Source organism: Polaribacter sp. HA6-7 (assembly GCF_055693625.1).
In genome coordinates, this window is the sequence record NZ_CM146338.1 from 2,978,036 (window position 1) to 2,997,298 (window position 19,263).

A 19,263-nucleotide genomic window follows, 5' to 3' on the forward strand; every position below is an offset into this window, starting at 1 on the left:
TTTATAAGTTTGTAAATAAACTTGTTATAAACATGTCTGTCTTTTTCTGCAGTAGATGCCCAATGCCATTGTAATTCGGAGTTTCATCATTACCATCTTGTAAAATTTTGATGTTTTTTTGCAATACTTGCTTTGATAATTTTGATCCGGATTCATAATTTCCAGAAAGTCGAACAAAGGCATCATTACACCAATCGCTTTTTACACCTTCTAATCTTTTACTAGACATTAGCATTAATTGAAAATCTACTGTTTTAGGTGCAGTAAACTGATAAATTAAAGGAGAATTGGGTTTTCCGGTAATGGGTTTATTTCCCATAAATTCTAAATAAGCATCTCCGAAGCTCTTTCTATATAATTTTGGTCACCTTTTTTAACCAATTGCCATTTTTGTAAATCTGATGCTGTTTTTTCTGCCTCGATAAAAACATAGTCTTTGGTATTAATATTATTTCTTAAAAATTGATTGGTTTTACATCCTAAAAATGTAAAAATTGTCAATAAAAATATTGTGATTAGTTTATTTATTTTCATCTATTACTACTTATCAAAAGTAAATTTAGAAATAGTAAAACAAAACTTTATCCTGTTGTGTTTGGCCAAAAAAACACCAACTTAAAATTAGTTGGTGTTTTTATTTGAATTAGTTTTAACATTAAAATCCTACTCCAGGTGCTTCGGACTTTGAGCTTGAGATTTTTGAGGATTTAATATCATATAGGTTCCTAAAGCAGTTAATGCTGCATATTTACCATAATTACCTATTTTTTTTATAGCTTCTTTACGTGTAATGTCTTGCTCTTTATTTTGGGTGTTTTTTATGTTTTTATTCATGGTGTTTTGTTTTTGACGTTAATTAATAATCGATTATTCTAAAACTATCTTCTTGTTCAGTTTTCCAGTTTCAGTTTCTAATTGAACAACATAAACACCTTTAGACAATTTTGGCAAAGAAATTTCTTTAACACCATTAGCACTAAAAGAGTGACTTAGCACTTGTTTCCCCAAAACATTGTATAATTTTAAATTAATTTTTCCTTGAGATAAACCAACAATTTTTAAAGTTGTATTACTAGATTTATATAAACTAATGCTATTTAATAATTCTGATTCTGTACTTAAAACATTTTTAGCAGAAGTATGTATGTAAAAACGTCCGTCTGTTATCTTTTCTGATACTGTAGTAGTATATTTAGCATCCGCTTCATCTAATCTTGTAAACGTATTTTTTAATTTATCTTCTAAAAACACTTTGTAACCAGTTGGTACATTTAAAGTTTCTGCAGTAAAAGAAATTTCTGAATTTACTGCTGCAGAAATTCCTACAGGTACAATCATATCTTCTAAATTATTATTAGGTAAAGATTGAATTGCTAATTTTTTACTCGTGTTATCATCTAAAAGATGTGTATAAACTTCTAAAGTAGAAGAATAACCACCAAATGTTGAGCTATCAAAACCATTATCAAAAGAAGTAGTTGTGTTCTCTAAATAATTAACTAAAGTGCTTGTAGTTCTTCCTTCATTTTCTATAGATAAATCGATAGAAAAATTGCTGCTAGAAGATTTTAAAAATGTATCACTATTAGATGTGTGTGTCTGCATTGCCTCGGTGAAACTAAAAGACGTAGATGCTGCATTTGTTTTAACAAAGAATCCTTGAAGAGGACTGATATGATATGCGCCACTAGACTGATTCTTTGTAATCCATGTTTCATTATCAGAATCCCAAAACCATAAGGTAGGTTCTGTTAATTTATCAGCATTTACAGTTAATACATTATTGGTTGCTTCTACGGTATCATCGTTTCCATATAAATAAGTTGGGTAAGGATTTCCTACCAAATTGAAACCTGCATTAGCTAGAGAAACAGGAACATCTGCAGAGTGTAAATCTCCTTGAAAAACCACATCGTGCTTACTATCTGAAGTATTAGCTGGGTCTTCATCTGATTTTGTAGCCCAACCTATTCCACTACCCCAAGTAGGTCCTGTACCATAACCATCATTAACGTATACGTATTTACCAGTTGTGCCTGCTGGTGCCGCCGCATCAAATGCAGGTCTAGAATCATCATAAGAACCAAAAGCATGTTTAGTGCCCACTTTAACTGTGTAATTTCTACTATCATCTAATGTTTTAAATTGTTTTGAATTATTTAAACCTGATGAAACTAAAGTCCATTTATCTTCTGATAATCTTTTGATAATAGTTGTTTTCTTACCAGAGAGATAAGACCCACCAAAAGTTACCGTAGAAAAGTTACCGTTTTGGGCGTACAAAATCATTCCATCATTAGACTTATCAAAAGAAATATCATCAGTAACTGTTAAAGTATTATTTTGTCTTAAAATTAATTGCCCACCTTGACCAGCTGCACATGTAATTGATTTTGCTTCTGCGACTCCCATACCAGATGGTATTGTTATTATATGCGCACCTATTACAACGTCATACTCTGCGGTTGGTGTTGTACTTGGTGTAGTTGCAGCTGTTCCGGACACGGTCCATGTCGAAGCTTCATTCCAATTTCCTGTTCCATTAGATGTCATTGTTGGCGGAATAGCAGCAGATGAAGCAGTTACTATAATATTATCTAAATTAAGAATTGCTGATGCAGCATTTGTTATTGTAATATAATTTATACCTGTAGTTAAAGCAACACCTGTAACTGTTTGTGTGCCATAACTACTAGTTGTAGCTGTATTGTTTCCGAAGCATCGTTTCTAATTAAAGTAAATGAAGCCAATGTGGTAGAGTTGCCTCCAGTGGCATCTGTAGAATTTATTGTTATTGTATTGTCGTTTGAATTTTTGAAATACGTGAATGTAAAATCATAATTCCCATCTGCTGTAACTGTTACATTATTAATTATAGTACCGTTTACACCAGCACCACTTTCACCATCTCCATCAACCGCTTCGGTACGGGTTTTTCTAAATCCTAATACTATATTATTTGTTCCTCCATTTCCAGACCCTACAATATTTCGCTCAAAATGGTTGTTATTTTGTGAAAGATCACCATTCTCAACCTCAATGGTTCCAGGTAATGTAGTTTGGCTATAAAATGCAGAACAATTTATAACAAGTACAGCAAAAAATAATTTTTGTAAAATTTTTCTCATAATTGTGTTTATTAAACCTAATAACATTGGAGGGAAATGAATTATTAGGTAAGATTAGTATTGTTAATTAACACAATTTTAACAATTTAGAAACATAGTAGTGTCCTGTACTATTATGTTTTAGGGATAATATTGTAAATATTTAGGTTAAAATATCACATATTCTAATTGAAAGTATGTTACCAAATGTATTAGTAATTAATGTTTACGGGAAGAAAAATTATCGTTTATAAAAAAAGCAACCTTTAAGTTTTTACACTTTAAGGTTGCTTTTTAAAAGTTTATATTTTAATTTTTTAAAACGAGTTAATCTTTAATTGAATTGTGTGTTTACCTGGTGTTAACCTTACTACTTTAAATGCAGAAGGAACACTTTTTCCGTTATGAATAAATTCTTTTCCTTCTGAACCATTTAAAGAAAACTCTGCTACCATATTACCTGGAATTTCAATTTCGTAGGTTTGCAACCTCTTACCATTATAAGTATAGTTTGCTTTTATTGTTCCTCTAACGGTAGGCACTTCTATAGAGCTCTTTTTTAACTTACTCATTTGAGGTTTAATAGTAGCAACACCAAAACCAGCTGTTTTTGGTTTTATACCCCATAAACCTCTAGGAATTACATTTGCAGGTACTGCACCCCAAGCATGGTTCCAATCTAAGTTATTTTTATATTGATTATCCCAAGCTTCTAAAGTAATTGTTGAACCAATTTTAATCATATTATACCAACTTCTAGATGAAGTATCTGTTAATAAGTCTAAAGCATAATCTTCTTCACCTGCATTGTATAATCCATCCATTAGAAATTGAGCTCCGTAAACACTACAAGCCATTCCTCTAGATTTTACAAAATTCACTACAGACTCGTAATGTTCTTCTGGCACTAAACCAAATGCTAAAGGCATCATGTTTGCATGTAAAGAAGCGTGATCTGTGCCTATTCCATCAACATAAATTCCTCGTTTTTTATCAAACATTTGTTCGTTTACTGCTTTTTTAGCTTTAATTGCTCTGTATTCAAAATCTAAAGCCTCTTGAGTTTTTCCTAAGATTTTAGCGAATTCAGCCATAATCTTCATGTTTTCATAGAAAAATGAGTTAATTACTGTACTGTAAGGTTTAAATACAAACCCATCACGCTCTCCTTTTGTTTTACTTCTGTTAAAGTTTTTACCTGGCCAATCTACAATATCTGTTAAAGGTTTTTTATATCCATCAGGAAAACCTAACTTTTTCATAAATGCCTTATCAACTTTAGTCGAAGTAATTAAACCGTCTTCATTAGATAATTCATACAAAGATTTGTGTTTTAATGCATCATAATAACGCTCTACCAACTCCGTATTTCCTGTGTACATATAATCTGCATAGATTAATAACGGAACATGTTGTTGCCATTCTGTTGGCCATGTTGGATGTTGCATAAAATACTCGATAGTTCTTCTTGCCATAGCAAATTCTCTATCTGTTGTATAATGACTTAATTGATTTAAGTATGCATCTGCTTCATAAGGAATACGTTCTCTGTCTCCATCTACATACAACCCATTAAAAGTTGTTGCTTTGATTGAGTATTTACATAAATCCCAAACTTGATCTAAAATAGTATTATTACTCTTAAAGCTACTTGCATCTTCATCCCAATAGGTATGAAAGGCTAATTGCGTAAAATCTTCTGCTTTTAATTCTCCTTGAAAACCTTCTATTTCTGCATATCTGTAAGGAACTAAAGGAGGAAAACCTTTTGGTAAAGGTATTGCCTTATTAGGCCTTGTATTTCTTTCATCCGTTTGTACTTGAATCTGATATTGAGTTTTTCCTGGTTTTACATCTACCTTTAATTCTTGATAACGAATATTACTAACTTTTGGAGGCGTTCTATTTACACTTCCATTATCATTAACCATTTCTCCAACTCTTACAGTAAGTGTATGCGGTGTTTTTGCATTGTAGTTAAAATTAAGTGTAGCAAAAGCTGCTTTTCCAAAATCCATAACATATAAATTCCCTAATTTTTTAAACTTTTTAGGTTTTATTTTAGCAGTAATAAATTTATTTTCTGTCGATATAATATAGCTACTGCTTTTACCCGTAGTAAATTTCTGAGGTGCTGCATAATCTACCAGTCTGTTTGCTTCGTCCCAAATTCTAACTTTCCGAAATACGTTTTTCCTATTTCTAAATCTTTACCTTCATATTCTACATCTGTAGATTTTGATGATGCGACTCTTTTACTATCCCAAACATCTCCGTTATTAGCGTCGATAATTTCTTTGCTAGAAGCCACTAAAATTTGATATGCTCCTTGGTATTTTGCACCTAACGGAACTGTCCAACCAAATTCCGGTTTTAAATCAAAAATTTCTACATCAGTTTCTGGAGCTCTTATCAACTCTACTGTTAAATCTGTAGGTGCTGCTCTAAAATGGTTGCTATTTTTTTGATTAACTCCTCTGTTTTAGCTCTTAAATTTGCTAAAACCTTTCTGTATTTTCTTTTTCCTTCTAAATTTTTAATCTCTTGTGGATCTTTTTCTAAATTATATAGTTCTTCGATAGTCTTATCATTAACATATCTAAAGTATTTCCATTTTTTAGTACGAACACCCTCACTTGGCGGAATGTTATCAAAATCCCAAATATGTTCTATTAAAATTGTATCTCTTTCTATAGATTTTTTTCTTGTCTAACAATTGGCATAAGACTTTTACCTTGCCATGTATTCGGTGCTTTAATACCTGCTAAATCTGCAATGGTTTTAGTAACATCTATATTTAAAACCATATCATCTATATCTTGATGCTTGTTTTCTCTAGGATCAAAAACAATTAATGGCACTCTTATAGAATTGTCATACATTAACCATTTTCCTGCGAACTGACGTTCTCCTAAAAAATATCCGTTATCACCCATTAAAATAATGACTGTGTTTTTATCTTGACCTGTTTCTTTAAGTTTAGCACGTATTTTTTTATTTCTAAATCGATACCGAGAAATCATTCTATAGTACCCTTTTAAACTATGCTGATATTTTTCTGGCGTATCATATCTCCAAGTCCAACGTAATCTGTTAAATCCATCTCTTACAATCTTAGGTTGTGCTAAAAAATATTTATCTTCTGCTAATTCAGGTTCTGGTATCGTTGTACCACTTAACATCGCATCTAATGGTTCTTGCCAAAAATATTGCTTAGGCGCACCATCGTGCGCATGAGGTGCACTAAAACTTATAGATAAACAAAACGGTTTCTTGTTACTTGCATTTTTATCTATAAAATCTATTGCTTTTTGACCTGTATATCTAGTTAGGTGAACAGTATCTTTATCTATAGTTTTATAATAATAACCTCTTCTATCTTTAAAACGATTATTTCTATCGTAAGATTCATATTCATCAAATTGTTTGTCTAAATGATTATACCTTGTACCGTATTTACCATAAAAACCGGTATAATAACCGCTATCTTTAAGTAATCTTGGATAAGAGTTATCCATATACTCATCTCTTACATTACCTGTTTGAAAATTAAAATTATGCGCTCTTTCATGTAAACCGGTTAAAATACTTGTTCTACTTGCTGCACAAATTGGTGTAGTAACAATAGCCGAGTTAAAATAAGTACCAGATTTTGCTAAATCGTCCATTTCTCGAGTTTCAACAAATTTATTACCAGCGTAACCAATTGCATCAAAACGTTGATCATCAGTTAATATAAAAATAATATTAGGTTTTTCTGAATTAGAATTGCTTTGTGCGTTTATTAAGCTATAGAAACTTAAAAAAAGTAATAAAAAACTGTGCTTTAACATATGGTCTTATCTTAATTAAATCTTATTAATTTCTGAATATTGTTTATGGATAAAAATATATCTAGTACTTTTAAATTGCATCCTGCCCTGTCCTGAAAAAAATCAAGTATAATACTAATTATCTTGGTTCAATATAAAAATTAATTTAGCACTATTTTTTAGATATAAATGATGATTTCATTCTAAAACTAACATAAAAAAACCCTCTATAAAATAGAGGGTTTTATTAAATTTTATTTTAAATATATATTTACATCTCTGGATTTAACAATACTTTATCGATAGCATGTATAACACCACCAGCAGATTGTATGTCTATAAAATCTAAATCAAAATTAGCAACTCTACCTCTAGAGTCTGTTAATGTTAAATTATCAGGATCGATATCAATAGTATTTCCTCTTAAGGTTTCTACTGTTTCTAACTCTAAATCTTCTGAATTTATAAATTTACCATTTACAATATGCATAGCTAATACAGCAACTAAAGTTTCGGCTCTATTTCTTGTATAGAAGCTACACCTAATTCTGATAATAAGCTTGAAAAAGCAGCATTGTTAGGTATAAATAAAGTTAGTTTTCTGTCTAAGTTTCTTAATAAATTTTCTAATTCTGGCGAGTTTCCTTCTTCATTTACAAAAGTATCTGCTCTAGTTAATGCTTCTAAAAAGCTAGAGAAATCTGGATTTTGTTCTATTAAAGTTACGTTACTAGGAAGACCAATTACAGTATCTACAATATGTAATACACCATTATTTGCTTCTACATCTGCAGTTGTAACTTTAGATTCTCCGTTTAAAACAACACCATTAGAAACCTCTACATACATACTTAAATTTTGGTCTGTATCTTCTCTAAAAGCTCTAGTAGAAACATATCCGGAAGATAAACTACTAGATAAAAATTTACCAGTAACAATATGATTTAAAACTACACTTTCTAGATCTTCATAAGGTAAATCTTCAATTTCATCAATTCCGTTTTTAGTAAAGAATTGTTGAAAAGCATCATCTGTTGGTGCAAAAACTGTTGTACCACCAGGAATATTTAATTCTGATAACAGTTTAACATCACCTTCTTCTTCCATAATTCGCATTGCAGATTCAAAAATGCTTAAATCATCTCTAAAGATTATAAACTGTGTAATTGTCTCTGGGTTTTCTACCAACTCTGGCTCAAACGGTATGTAAACAGCATCGTCTTCAGGCAAGTTACAAGAAACAAGCAATAAAGAAGCTAGCAAACCTGTAAAAAGAAATTTTATGATTTTATTATTTTTCATTTTTTATATTTTTTTAAGCTAGATTAATTAATTAAATACTCTTAAATTATTTTAATCTACGTTGTAATTTTCGTAAAAAGGAATCGGATGATATCTAACAGGATCGTTTAAATAGTGACCTATACCATTATTAAAAACATAGTTATGTGATCTTACTTTTTCATTAAACCCAGGACCAACTGCTGTTGATATTAATGGAGACGAAATTGGATTTACTTCCATTTTCCATTCTATATTTCTTCTAAAAACTATTTCTGCGCTACTGTTAGACAAGCCTGTTGGCAAACCATTTACATCTAATGTTAACGCAGGTAATATCGTTTTAAAAACAAAGTTTTTATCAAAAATTGTAAGCTTAGGTACTTGCGCAACTTTTTCTGTAACTATATGATATTTTAATACTGCTTTTAACATATTAAGTTGTTCTTCTGATGTAATAGCAGCCATTACTTCGTCTGCATCTACTCTAGCAGCAGGACTTTGTGTTCTTCCTGTAATAACTCTTAATATATCTCTATCTCTATTACCACCTGTAAAGGCATTATTGTTTAATAAAAGATAGGTTCTTTCTGTTGATGTTTGATTATATAAATCTTCATAACCTACACGCTTTATTGCTGCAATCATGTAATCTAATTCTTCACCATCTAATCGTTTTCTACCTTGATCATCAACTAAACCTCCAGAAGTTCTTGTTTGAATATGCTCCCAAGCTGTCATATTTTGAAAAGGGTCTGCAAACGTGTTTTCCGGTTGAAAATCGAAAGGTTCTTGTAATTCTAAAGTACATGAGTTAAATATAACTGCTATTAAAGCAACTCCTATAATTTTTAAATATGTTTTCATATTGTCTTAAATTTTTAAAATTAATTTAACCACCCCGGATTTTGGTTTAACAAAGGATTTTCTCTTAAATGATCAATAAAAATTGGCCATATTATTCTATCGCTAGTAAGAGGAGTTACTTCTCTCTCTTCTAGTATTGGGTTCATAACATCGATAGCTCTGTCATTTCTTACTAAATCCCACCATCTTTTACCTTCACCAAACAACTCTAATTGTCTTTCTACCAATAAAAAGTCTAATTGTGCATCAAAATTGTCTCCAAATTCTTCATCCGTAGCTAAAGGCAATTGTCTTGCTGTTCTAACTTGATTTATTAACTCTAAACACTTAGGCGCATTTTGCAATTTTAATTCTGCTTCTGCTAATAATAAAATCATATCAGCATAACGATATACTGGTAAATTAGTATCATCGTCATTAGGATTTAAGTGAGATCTATTTTTTACCCATTTAGCACATCTTGCTTCACCAAACTCATCACTTCCTAAACCATCTTCAAAATCTCCACCAAATCTAGTTGCAAACTGTCTCCAATCTCCATAAATCGGTTCGATTATTGTAGAACCGTCATCTAATTCTATCTCTCTTGTAAATACTGGCAATCTTCTATTTGTAGCTGTATACTTATCTGCCCAACCAAGAGAGTCTATTGGAAACCTTTCTGCCCATTTAGTCTCTGCTTCTTCAGACATTACACTAATTGCTGCACCTGCCATGTAAGCTCTTGCAACACCAGAAGTTGTTTCTTCTAAAGCGTAATGAACAGAAAATATTAATTCTGGACCTGCTTGAACTTTTCCAGGTCCTTGAGGAAACTCTGCTGTACTTGGTTGATTTATAAATAAATCTTGCCAAGCCTCCGGTGTTTGTACCAAACTATGAGATCCTAAAGCTATTAAATTCTCTATTGCATCTTTTGCCAAACCTTCTTCTTTAATCCACATATAAACTTCTGCTTGTAATGCAAATACACTGGCTTGAGAAAATCTAAATTCTCTTGAAGGTGTTGTTATTAATTCTTCTGCCTTTTTCATATCAGGAATTACAACAGTATTCATAACATCTTCATAAGAAGTTTGTGGTTTTTGCGTTTCGCTTATCGCTGTAATTGATTGTAAAAATACAGGTACATCTCCCCAAACTCTTGCCAAATCAAAATATATTTTAGCTCTCATTGCATAAGCTTCACCTAATAAATCTTTATCTACACCATCAATATTAGGTCCTGCATTAATAACTCTGTTTACTCTATCTATTACAGTATAAAGATTAGCCCATCTTAACAAACCTTCTCCTGGATCTATTGTACTATTATGTAAAGAGTTTCTAGAAGTATTGTTTCCATTTGGTTGAAAGTTGTCTGATCTAAATTCACCAACATTAAGGTAAAATTGACTATATGCAACTTGTAAACCATCATAGGCACCTATTATACCTGATTCTAATTCTGCGTTATTAGAATAAAACCCATCAGGAGATATTTCACTTACAGGAAGTTCTTGAACGAAATCGTCACAAGAATAAAGTAATCCTATAGCAGCACAAAGCATTAGTGCTTGTTTTATTTTATTTGATATATTATTTATATTCATAACTTTTATTTGATTAAAATTGTGCTTTTAAAGTAAGTAAAAACTCTCTATCATTAGGATATCTTAACGCATCTTCACTTGGTGTTAAAGGGTTTCCTCTACTACCAAACTCCGGGTTATAACCTTCATAGTTAGTCCAAGTTAAAAGATTGTTTACCGCAAAATTGAAACTTAAACCAGTAATACCTATATCTATCTGCTTTAATACATCTTTAGGAAATTTATATCCTAGACGTACATACCTCCATCTAATAAAACTTCCGTCTGAAACGTATGTACTATTCGCTGTACTATTTGTAAAATCAAATCTATTTTGGTTTCTAGCTCTACCAGCTTGTAATATTGGATATTGAGCAATATCACCTTGATTTTGCCAAGCGTTATCTAATCTATCAGGAGATACTGTTAATACTGTTGCTCTTAAACTATTTCTATCATGGTCATATCTTCTGTAGATTTCGTTACCATAACTATAATCAAATAAGGTACCTAAAGTCCAATTTTTATAAGTTAAATCATGGCTAAATCCTCCGTAAGTTGTTGGTAAACCATTACCTAAAACTTGCTCATCATCACTATTAATTACAAAATCTCCATTGGCATCATCCCAAATATAATCTCCACCTTTCAAAATATTTCTAGTAGAACCGTGAACTAATTGTTTTATCTCACCATCTAAAGGATATTGCTCACCGTTAGCCATATTATAAGTTCCTAAGAAAAATCCGTTAGAATCAAAGTTTGGAAATAATCTATCTCCTGATGGAGTAAATGCATTCGACTCATCATATTGAAAAACTCCATGATTTTTATAACCCCAAATATTTCCTATTGGAGATCCTTCTTCTGTTATAAAACGACCTGTACGAATTGGAACATCAAGCTCTTGAACTGTATTTTCTAATAAACCAATGTTAAACCCGGATCTCCAAGAGAAATCTTTTGTTTTAAGTATAGTTCCACTAATTTCAAAATCTATACCTTGATTTCTAACAACACCTCTATTTTCTCTAATGTTATTAAATCCAGATTCTTCCGGTATTTCTGTATTTACCAACAAACCATCTGTTACTTTTCTCCAAAATGCTAAAGAAAAGTTTAATCTTCTACCTTTAAACATACTCATGTCTAACTGCAGGTTTGTAGATTCTGTTTCTTCCCATCTTAAGTCTGCATTACCTAATCTACTAGGTGCAAAACCTGTTTCACCATTATAATCTGAACCTGGCACAAGAGAACTAGTAAAGTTATAATTTGGTATTCTATCATTACCTACAATACCGTAACTTGCTTTAACTAATAAATTTTTAATTACAGAATTTCCTCTTAAGAAATTTTCTTTACTAACTCTCCATCCTGCTGTAACAGATGGAAAAATACCATACTTATTATTTGCTCCAAATTTTGAAGAACCATCTCTACGGATTGTTGCCCCTAATAAGTACTTGTTTTTATAATCATAATCAAACCCTGCGTATAAAGAAAATAAACCTGTAGATTCTTTTTGAGTTGCATCTCCTCCAGCTGTATCAACTAAAAGAAACTCTGGATCTGCGTTATTAAACGTTTCTATTAAATCATTAGAAAATCTAGAATCAATTTTTAAATTGTCAGAAACTATTTTTTGTATTTGCATACCTGCAAAAACACCTAAATCATGATCACCCCATTGCTGGTTAAAGTTTAAAGTGTTATCTTGTTGTATTCTTGTTGTTAATTGATGTCTTTCGCTACCTGTAGGGTTACCATCTGCAAAGTTTCTAGGATCTAAAATAGAAGGAACAAAACCCTCTCTCTTATCGTAAAAGAAATCAGCACCAACAGTTGATCTTATAGACAAAGAAGGTAATACTTTATATTGAGCATAAGTATATAAATTAGCTCTGTATCTTTTTCTGTCATTTTTTCTTAAAACAGCATTTTGTATAGGATTTAAACTAAATTTACGAGGAGAACCTGGAGTAAAACTTCCATCCGGTTCAAATAACGGTAAATATGCAACTCTATTTAAAAGGTGACCTAAAACAGGACCTGAAGTAGTACTATTTGTAAATTCATAAGATAAATTAATTAAAGTACCTGTTTTAAATTTTTCATTTGGTGTTAAATCTAATTTTAAACGAGTATTTACTCTTTTATGACCACTATTTATTATGATACCAGATTCATTAAAGAACCCTGTATTCCAATAAAACTTTACCTTCTCAGAACCACCACTTAATGCAACGTTTACCTGGTTTCTTAAGGCAGGTCTTGTAACTAGTTTTTGTATGTCCGGAGAATTTCTACCAACTAAACTTAAAGAATCTCTACCTGCGCCAATAAAACTACCACCTAAGTTCATTCTTCTTTCCTGCTCTATTCTTTGGGCCGCATTAGGAGCTGGTAAATTTCCAATAAGCTTATTTACCCCTGTAACATTTGTAATACTTAATTGTATTTTACCAGATTTACCTGTTTTTGTTTTTACAATTACCACACCATTTGCACCTTGCGCACCATAAATTGCTGTAGTTGCACCATCTTTTAAAACCTCTAAAGATTCTATATCATTTGGATCTATGTTATCAATATTAAAAGTTTGCTGACCATCTACAACATATAACGGTCCTGTGTTACCCGCAGTAAAAGTAGAGACACCTCTAATTCTAATATCAAAACCTTCACCAGGTCCATTGTTAGAAACAATTTGAACACCAGACATCTTACCTTGAATACCTTGTAAAGGATCTACCGGTGCTGCTTGCTGAATAGATTCTGCTTTAACAGTAGAAACTCCTCCCAATATTTTATCTCTTTTTACTTCTCTAAAACCAATTACAACAATTTCTTCTAAAGATTCTGATGAGTCTTCTAAAACCACATTAATCGTAGTATTAGTCCCAACAGAAACCTCTTTTTGTTTATAACCTAAATAAGAAAAAACTAGTGTCTTCTGTCCTTTTTGAAGCGTAATAGAATAATTACCATCAAAATCTGTACTTGCACCATTTCTTGTTCCTTTTTGTAAAATATTTACACCTGGTAAAATATTTCCACTATTATCTGACACTGAACCCGTAATTCTTTCTTGGGCTTCTAGGTTTAAAGTTGTAAAACCCGAAAACAAGAGAAATAATACCGAATTATCCTCAATGATGGATTTCGCTTTTTAAAAGTTTGTTTCATGTTTAAAATTAGTTTTAATAAATTGTAAATAATAACTATACCATAATGTTAATTAACACAATTTTACAAACTATGGACTAAATCAGTATCCTGTACTATACTGAAATATATATTATTTTAACTTATTTATATTCAATATTAATTTCTATTGATAGTTAGCTAAAAGATTTTTTGACATTACCTTTGTACACTTCAAAGATTACAGATAAATAAAAATAACTATGAACACTTTTTTAACCAAGAACTTTTTACTTAAAAACGATTTTGCAGAAAAATTATATCACAATTTTGCTAAGAAAAACCCGATTATAGATTATCACAATCACTTGCCTCCAGATCAAATTGCAAATGATAAACAATTCGAAAATATTACACAAGTTTGGCTATATGGCGATCATTATAAATGGCGTGCAATGCGAGCTTTTGGTATAGATGAAAAATATATTACGGGTAATGCTACAGACAAAGAAAAGTTCTTAAAATGGGCAGAAGTTGTTCCTTACACTATCAAAAACCCACTTTTTCATTGGACAGCTTTAGAATTGAAAGCATATTTTGATATTGATGAAATTCTGTGTCCTGAAAACGCTGAGGAAATTTATGAAAAAACTTCTAAAATTTTACAGCAAAAATCTCACTCTGCAAACGGTTTGCTAAAAATGCAAAATGTAGAAAGTTTGTGTACAACAGATGATCCTGCAGATTCTTTAGAATATCATATTGCAATTCAAAAAGATGCTTCAAAAGTTCAGACATTTCCTACTTTTAGACCGAGATAATTCTCTTGCTGTTGAAAATACCAAAACCTATAATCAGTATTTATCTAAACTTGAAAAAATATCGAAAGTTAACATAAATAATTATGATGATTTATTAAAGGCTTTAGAAAGTAGGATTAACTTTTTTAATGATAATGGAGGTAGATTATCTGATCATGGTTTTGAGCAGTTAAACTTTTTTGAAAAAGAAATTTATGATGTACATTCCTTGTTTGGTAAAGTAAAAAACAATGAATCTCTGACAGATAATGAAATTGCCTTCTTTAAATTTAAAACAGTTATTGAGTTATGCAAAATGTATCATAAAGTTGGTTGGACACAACAATTTCACCTAGGTGCAATCAGAAATAATAATAAAAGATTACTTGATCAACTTGGGCGAGATACTGGCTTTGATTCTATTGGAGATTTTTCGCAAGCTCGTGCTTTAAGTGGTGTCTTAAATAAATTAGATAGTACAAACCAATTAGCAAAAACAATTGTATATAATTTAAATCCAGCAGATAGTGAAGTTTTTGCAACCATGGTTGGAAATTTTAATGATGGTACCATAAAGGGTAAAATGCAATACGGTGCTGCTTGGTGGTTTTTAGATCAAAAAGATGGTATGGAAAAACAAATTAATGCATTATCTAATTTAGGATTATTGTCTTGTTTTGTAGGTATGTTAACAGACTCTAGAAGCTTTCTATCTTTTCCAAGACACGAATACTTTAGAAGAATTTTATGCAATATCATTGGTACTGATGTTGAAAACGGTGAGTTACCTGCAGATGAAGAATTTCTTGGTAAAATTATAAGTGATATTTGTTATCATAATGCAAAAAACTATTTTAATTTTAAATAAAATGGATACTATTAAATGGGGAATTATTGGCTGTGGTGATGTTGCAGAAATAAAAAGTGGCCCTGCTTTTCAAAAGGTAGCAAATTCTGAATTGGTTGCAGTAATGAGAAGAAATAAAGCTAAATCTAAAGATTTCGCCAAAAGACATAATGTACCTTTTTTTATGATTCTATAGACGATATTATTAATCATCCTGATATCAATGCACTTTACATTGCTACACCTCCCTCTAGTCATCTAGAAATTGCAAAACAATGTTTAAATGCTGGTAAATTTGTTTACTTAGAAAAACCAATGACTATGAATGCTGATGAAGCCATAGAATTGGAAAAGATAATTTCTGATAATAATAAAATAGTAATTGCACACTATAGAAGAAACTTGCCAGCTTTTCAAAAAGTTAAAGAGCTTTTAAACACAAACAGCATTGGTAAAATACATTTTGCTGATATTATTATTTTACAATCTACAACAAACAACATAATTGCAAAAACAGAAGATAACTGGCGCCTAAAGCCGGAAACTTCGGAGGTGGGTATTTTCATGATATTGCACCGCATCAAATCGATTTAATGCTTCATTACTTCGGAAAAATTAAAAATGTACAAGGTTTTGCTACCGCAACAAAAAACAATAAAGTTGCAGATATTGTAAACGGAATTATAAACTTTGAAAACGGTGTACAATTTAGAGGAATTTGGAATTTTATTGCATCAGAAAATGATGTAAAAGATCAATGTATAATTTATGGTGAAAAAGGTTCTATCACTTTCTCTTTTTACGGTAAAAAAGTGATTTTAGATACTACCAACAAAAAAGAAGTTTTTTCTTTTGAAAACCCCGTACATGTGCAACAACCTTTAATAGAAGAAACGGTAAAATACTTTTTAGGAAAAGCGAAAAACCCTTGTACTGTAAAAGATGGTGTTGTTGTTATGAAAATCTTAGATAGATTTACTACTCAAGAATAAACTAATAATATCCTTTCTTATAAGTTATAAATCTATCTAAACTCTAATTGACAAAATATATTTTTTGCCAAACCAATAATATTATATCAAATCAAAAGCTCTTGGCAACCAAAGTGTCAAATCTGGAAAATAGGTAATTAACAACAATACGCCAATCATTACTAAAAATAAAGGTAATAATGGTCGTATTACTTGTTGTATTTTTAAATCGGCAACACTACAGCCTACAAAGAGCACAGAACCCACAGGCGGAGTACATAATCCGATACATAAATTCATAATCATTATAATTCCGAAGTGAATAGGATCCATACCTAAACCTGTTACTATTGGTAAAAAAATTGGAGTAAAAATTAAAACTGCAGGTGTCATATCCATAAATATTCCAACAAATAGTAAAATCAAATTAATAATAATTAATATAACAATCGGATTATCACTTATTGATAATAATGAATTACTAATTTCTTGCGGTATATTTTCATAACTCATTACCCAAGACATGGCAATAGAAGTTGAAACTAACAATAAAACAATTGCAGATGTTTTTACTGTTTCTAATAAGATTGGGGAAACATCTTTAAATGTAATTTCCTTATAAACAAAACCTAAAACTAATGTATAGATTACAGCAATAGCAGATGCTTCTGTTGCTGTAAAAATTCCGGCAACTATACCACCAATAACAACAACTAATAGCATTAAACTAGGAAAAGCGTCTACAAATCTTTTAAAAAACTCTTTAAAACCTACTAATTTATCTGTAGGATATTTTTTTATGATAGAGTATATTAAGGCAACAATCATTAAAGCTAAACCTATTAATAAGCCGGGTATATAACCTGCAATAAATAAAGCAGCTATAGATACACCTCCACTTGCTAAAGAATAAACAATAAGTACGTTACTTGGTGGAATAATTAATCCTGTTGTAGCACTTGTAATATTAACCGCGGCACTAAAAGATTTGTCGTAACCATCTTTTTCCATCATTGGATTCATAAAACCACCAATAGCAGAAGCTGCTGCAACAGCAGAACCAGATATTGCACCAAACAACATACAAGAAATAATGTTTACAAATGCCAAACCACCCGGAAGTGGACCAACAATTGCTTTGGCAAAATTTATGAGTCGCACCGCAATACCTCCTCTATTCATAATTTGACCTGCTAGTATAAAAAACGGAATTGCAGATAATGTAAAACTATCTAATGAAGTTGCCATTCTTTGCGCTAATGTTGTTACAGATGGTAAAAAAGGCATAGCACTTAATAATGTAAACAAAGCTGCTAAACCAATAGCAAAAGCGATAGGAACTCTTAAAGATAAAAAAATTAAAAAGCTAACAACTAAAATAAGGACTTCAACTAAATTCATAATTTATGCTTTGTTTAATTTTCGTAAATTTAAAAGTGTATCTATACTATAGTAACATATTAACATACCGAAAATAGGTACTATCATGTAAATTATTCCAAGAGGGATTTCTAAAGTGGCAGAAGTTTGACCAAATTGAAAACTTAATTGTACAAGCCTTATGCCACCAATTATCATTACTGTAAAAGCAAAAAGAGCTATAGATATAAAAACAACTCCGTTAAAAAAACCTTGTTTTCTTTTTACTAAATCTTCTGATATTAAATCGATTGCTAAGTGAAGGTTTTTGCCTGCAGCGTAAGCAGCACCTAACAAACCTAACCAAATTAATGAAAAACTTGATATTTCGTCTGTAATTGTGCTGGGTGCTCTTAAAACGAATCTAGAAAAGACTTGCCAAACAACACTAACTAACATTAGTAATAATATAAAAAGAACTAACTTTTCTAAAACGCTATCTATTTTTGCTCTCATTATTGTTTATTTTTTATAGAACTTATTAATGTTTTCATTTCTTTATTTTCATCAAATAAGCTCAAAATCCCCTTAGTTTGCTCTTCGAAAGGCTTTTTTTCGGGTAAAAAATCTGCACGCCAGCAGCTTTTACAGCAGCTAAAGATTCTTTTTCTGATGCTGCCCATAATTTTCTTTGAGCTATAGTGCTAACCTTAATTGCCTTACTAACCCACTCTTTTTCTTGATTGCTTAAGCGTTTCCAAGTATCTGTACCAATTAATAACACATCTGGTACAGATGTATGCTCATCTAAAGAATAAAACTTACAAACCTCGTAATGTTTAGAAGTATAAAAACTAGGTGGATTATTTTCAGCACCATCTACAACTCCTTGCTGCAATGCTGTGTATAATTCTCCCCATGAAATAGGTGTAGGCGAACCTCCTAAATCATTTATCATAGCAACTGCCATATTACTTTTTTGGACTCTAATTTTTTTACCATTTAAGTCTACAGGCATTTTTACTGGTGCTTCTTTCATATAGAAGCTTCTACTTCCAGCATCATAAAAGGTTAAACCACGTAATCTAAACCTTTCTCCTTTAAGCAATAAATTTTCACCAATTTCGCTATCAAAAACACTAAACGTATGTGCTTTATCTCTAAACATATAAGGAATACTAAATACTTTATATTCTGGAATAAAGTTTTCTAGAACAGCTGCAGATACTTTAGTAATATCTAAACTACCTATTTGCAACAGTTCTAAACACTCTCTTTCTCCTCCTAATTGCCCACTAGGATAGATGTTTACCTTAATTTTTCCGTTAGATAGTTTATCTAATTCTTCGCCGAAAATTACCATAGCTTTATGCACAGGATGCTGCACATCTAAAGTATGTCCTAATCTTAATGTTTTTGAAGATCTTTCTGATTTACAACCTAAAAAAAGTATCGTTAAAGTCAAAAAAAATATGAATTGAAAGAAGTGTTGTTTCCTCAT

Annotated in this window: 22 protein-coding genes; 5 read left to right on the forward strand and 17 right to left on the reverse strand. The window is 31.0% G+C overall.

Going from position 1 to position 19,263, the window contains the following annotated elements; translation table 11 throughout:
- Position 1: 1 nt before the first annotated feature.
- From ACZ1HD_RS16635 to ACZ1HD_RS16700, 14 genes are all read right to left on the reverse strand, one after another.
- Positions 2-319 carry a hypothetical protein gene (locus ACZ1HD_RS16635; protein ID WP_472688087.1) on the reverse strand — a complete coding sequence of 106 codons (318 nt, stop codon included), beginning with the start codon at positions 317-319 and terminating at the stop codon, positions 2-4.
- A gap of 5 nt (positions 320-324) precedes the next feature.
- Positions 325-534, reverse strand: coding sequence for a hypothetical protein (locus ACZ1HD_RS16640; protein ID WP_472688088.1), 210 nt, complete (start codon positions 532-534; stop codon positions 325-327).
- A gap of 129 nt (positions 535-663) precedes the next feature.
- A complete protein-coding gene (locus ACZ1HD_RS16645; RefSeq protein ID WP_472689443.1) occupies positions 664-834 on the reverse strand; it encodes a hypothetical protein in 171 nt (56 codons plus the stop codon).
- Between the two features lie 33 nt (positions 835-867).
- Positions 868-2,553 (reverse strand): T9SS type A sorting domain-containing protein, encoded by a 1,686-nt coding sequence (locus tag ACZ1HD_RS16650; RefSeq protein ID WP_472688089.1) that lies wholly within the window; start codon positions 2,551-2,553, stop codon positions 868-870.
- 101 nt (positions 2,554-2,654) lie between these two features.
- Positions 2,655-3,128, reverse strand: coding sequence for a hypothetical protein (locus ACZ1HD_RS16655; protein WP_472688090.1), 474 nt, complete (start codon positions 3,126-3,128; stop codon positions 2,655-2,657).
- A 296-nt stretch (positions 3,129-3,424) separates the two neighbouring features.
- Positions 3,425-5,125 (reverse strand): alpha-L-rhamnosidase-related protein, encoded by a 1,701-nt coding sequence (locus ACZ1HD_RS16660; RefSeq protein ID WP_472688091.1) that lies wholly within the window; start codon positions 5,123-5,125, stop codon positions 3,425-3,427.
- Positions 5,126-5,250: 125 nt separating this feature from the next.
- Positions 5,251-5,523 carry a glycoside hydrolase family 78 protein gene (locus ACZ1HD_RS16665; protein WP_472688092.1) on the reverse strand — a complete coding sequence of 91 codons (273 nt, stop codon included), beginning with the start codon at positions 5,521-5,523 and terminating at the stop codon, positions 5,251-5,253.
- Between the two features lie 8 nt (positions 5,524-5,531).
- Positions 5,532-5,801 carry a sulfatase/phosphatase domain-containing protein gene (locus ACZ1HD_RS16670; RefSeq protein ID WP_472689393.1) on the reverse strand — a complete coding sequence of 90 codons (270 nt, stop codon included), beginning with the start codon at positions 5,799-5,801 and terminating at the stop codon, positions 5,532-5,534.
- Positions 5,798-6,940, reverse strand: a complete 1,143-nt coding sequence (locus ACZ1HD_RS16675; protein WP_472688093.1) for a sulfatase-like hydrolase/transferase — start codon at positions 6,938-6,940, stop codon at positions 5,798-5,800. Before ACZ1HD_RS16675 ends, ACZ1HD_RS16670 begins: the two co-directional genes overlap by 4 nt.
- A 250-nt stretch (positions 6,941-7,190) precedes the next feature.
- The gene (locus ACZ1HD_RS16680) at positions 7,191-7,409 is read right to left on the reverse strand and encodes a fasciclin domain-containing protein (protein WP_472688094.1); all 219 of its coding nucleotides are present in this window, start codon (positions 7,407-7,409) and stop codon (positions 7,191-7,193) included.
- 14 nt (positions 7,410-7,423) lie between these two features.
- Positions 7,424-8,221, reverse strand: coding sequence for a fasciclin domain-containing protein (locus tag ACZ1HD_RS16685; RefSeq protein ID WP_472688095.1), 798 nt, complete (start codon positions 8,219-8,221; stop codon positions 7,424-7,426).
- Positions 8,222-8,272: 51 nt separating this feature from the next.
- On the reverse strand, positions 8,273-9,067 hold the full coding sequence (locus tag ACZ1HD_RS16690; RefSeq protein ID WP_472688096.1) for a hypothetical protein: 795 nt from the start codon (positions 9,065-9,067) through the stop codon (positions 8,273-8,275).
- Between the two features lie 20 nt (positions 9,068-9,087).
- The gene (locus ACZ1HD_RS16695) at positions 9,088-10,659 is read right to left on the reverse strand and encodes a RagB/SusD family nutrient uptake outer membrane protein (protein ID WP_472688097.1); all 1,572 of its coding nucleotides are present in this window, start codon (positions 10,657-10,659) and stop codon (positions 9,088-9,090) included.
- 13 nt (positions 10,660-10,672) lie between these two features.
- Positions 10,673-13,711: a SusC/RagA family TonB-linked outer membrane protein gene (locus tag ACZ1HD_RS16700; protein ID WP_472688098.1), complete on the reverse strand. Its 3,039-nt coding sequence runs from the start codon at positions 13,709-13,711 to the stop codon at positions 10,673-10,675.
- Positions 13,712-14,048: 337 nt separating this feature from the next.
- Here ACZ1HD_RS16700 and ACZ1HD_RS16705 point away from each other — a divergent pair, with 337 nt between their 5' ends.
- From ACZ1HD_RS16705 to ACZ1HD_RS16725, 5 genes are read left to right on the forward strand one after another with little or no spacing between them, the layout of a single operon-like run.
- On the forward strand, positions 14,049-14,606 hold the full coding sequence (locus tag ACZ1HD_RS16705) for a glucuronate isomerase (RefSeq protein ID WP_472688099.1): 558 nt from the start codon (positions 14,049-14,051) through the stop codon (positions 14,604-14,606).
- Entirely contained in the window at positions 14,563-15,453 is an 891-nt protein-coding gene (locus ACZ1HD_RS16710; RefSeq protein WP_472688100.1) for a glucuronate isomerase, read from the forward strand. Before ACZ1HD_RS16705 ends, ACZ1HD_RS16710 begins: the two co-directional genes overlap by 44 nt.
- Position 15,454: 1 nt before the next feature.
- Positions 15,455-15,628, forward strand: a complete 174-nt coding sequence (locus ACZ1HD_RS16715; protein WP_472688101.1) for a Gfo/Idh/MocA family oxidoreductase — start codon at positions 15,455-15,457, stop codon at positions 15,626-15,628.
- Between the two features lie 38 nt (positions 15,629-15,666).
- A complete protein-coding gene (locus ACZ1HD_RS16720; RefSeq protein ID WP_472689394.1) occupies positions 15,667-16,026 on the forward strand; it encodes a Gfo/Idh/MocA family protein in 360 nt (119 codons plus the stop codon).
- A complete protein-coding gene (locus ACZ1HD_RS16725) occupies positions 16,026-16,424 on the forward strand; it encodes a Gfo/Idh/MocA family protein (RefSeq protein ID WP_472688102.1) in 399 nt (132 codons plus the stop codon). Before ACZ1HD_RS16720 ends, ACZ1HD_RS16725 begins: the two co-directional genes overlap by 1 nt.
- 81 nt (positions 16,425-16,505) lie before the next feature.
- Here ACZ1HD_RS16725 and ACZ1HD_RS16730 read toward each other — a convergent pair whose 3' ends face one another.
- From ACZ1HD_RS16730 to ACZ1HD_RS16740, 3 genes are all read right to left on the reverse strand, one after another.
- Positions 16,506-17,804 (reverse strand): TRAP transporter large permease, encoded by a 1,299-nt coding sequence (locus tag ACZ1HD_RS16730; protein WP_079737631.1) that lies wholly within the window; start codon positions 17,802-17,804, stop codon positions 16,506-16,508.
- Positions 17,805-17,807: 3 nt separating this feature from the next.
- The gene (locus ACZ1HD_RS16735; protein WP_472688103.1) at positions 17,808-18,278 is read right to left on the reverse strand and encodes a TRAP transporter small permease; all 471 of its coding nucleotides are present in this window, start codon (positions 18,276-18,278) and stop codon (positions 17,808-17,810) included.
- Between the two features lie 61 nt (positions 18,279-18,339).
- Positions 18,340-19,263 carry a TRAP transporter substrate-binding protein gene (locus tag ACZ1HD_RS16740; RefSeq protein WP_472688104.1) on the reverse strand — a complete coding sequence of 308 codons (924 nt, stop codon included), beginning with the start codon at positions 19,261-19,263 and terminating at the stop codon, positions 18,340-18,342.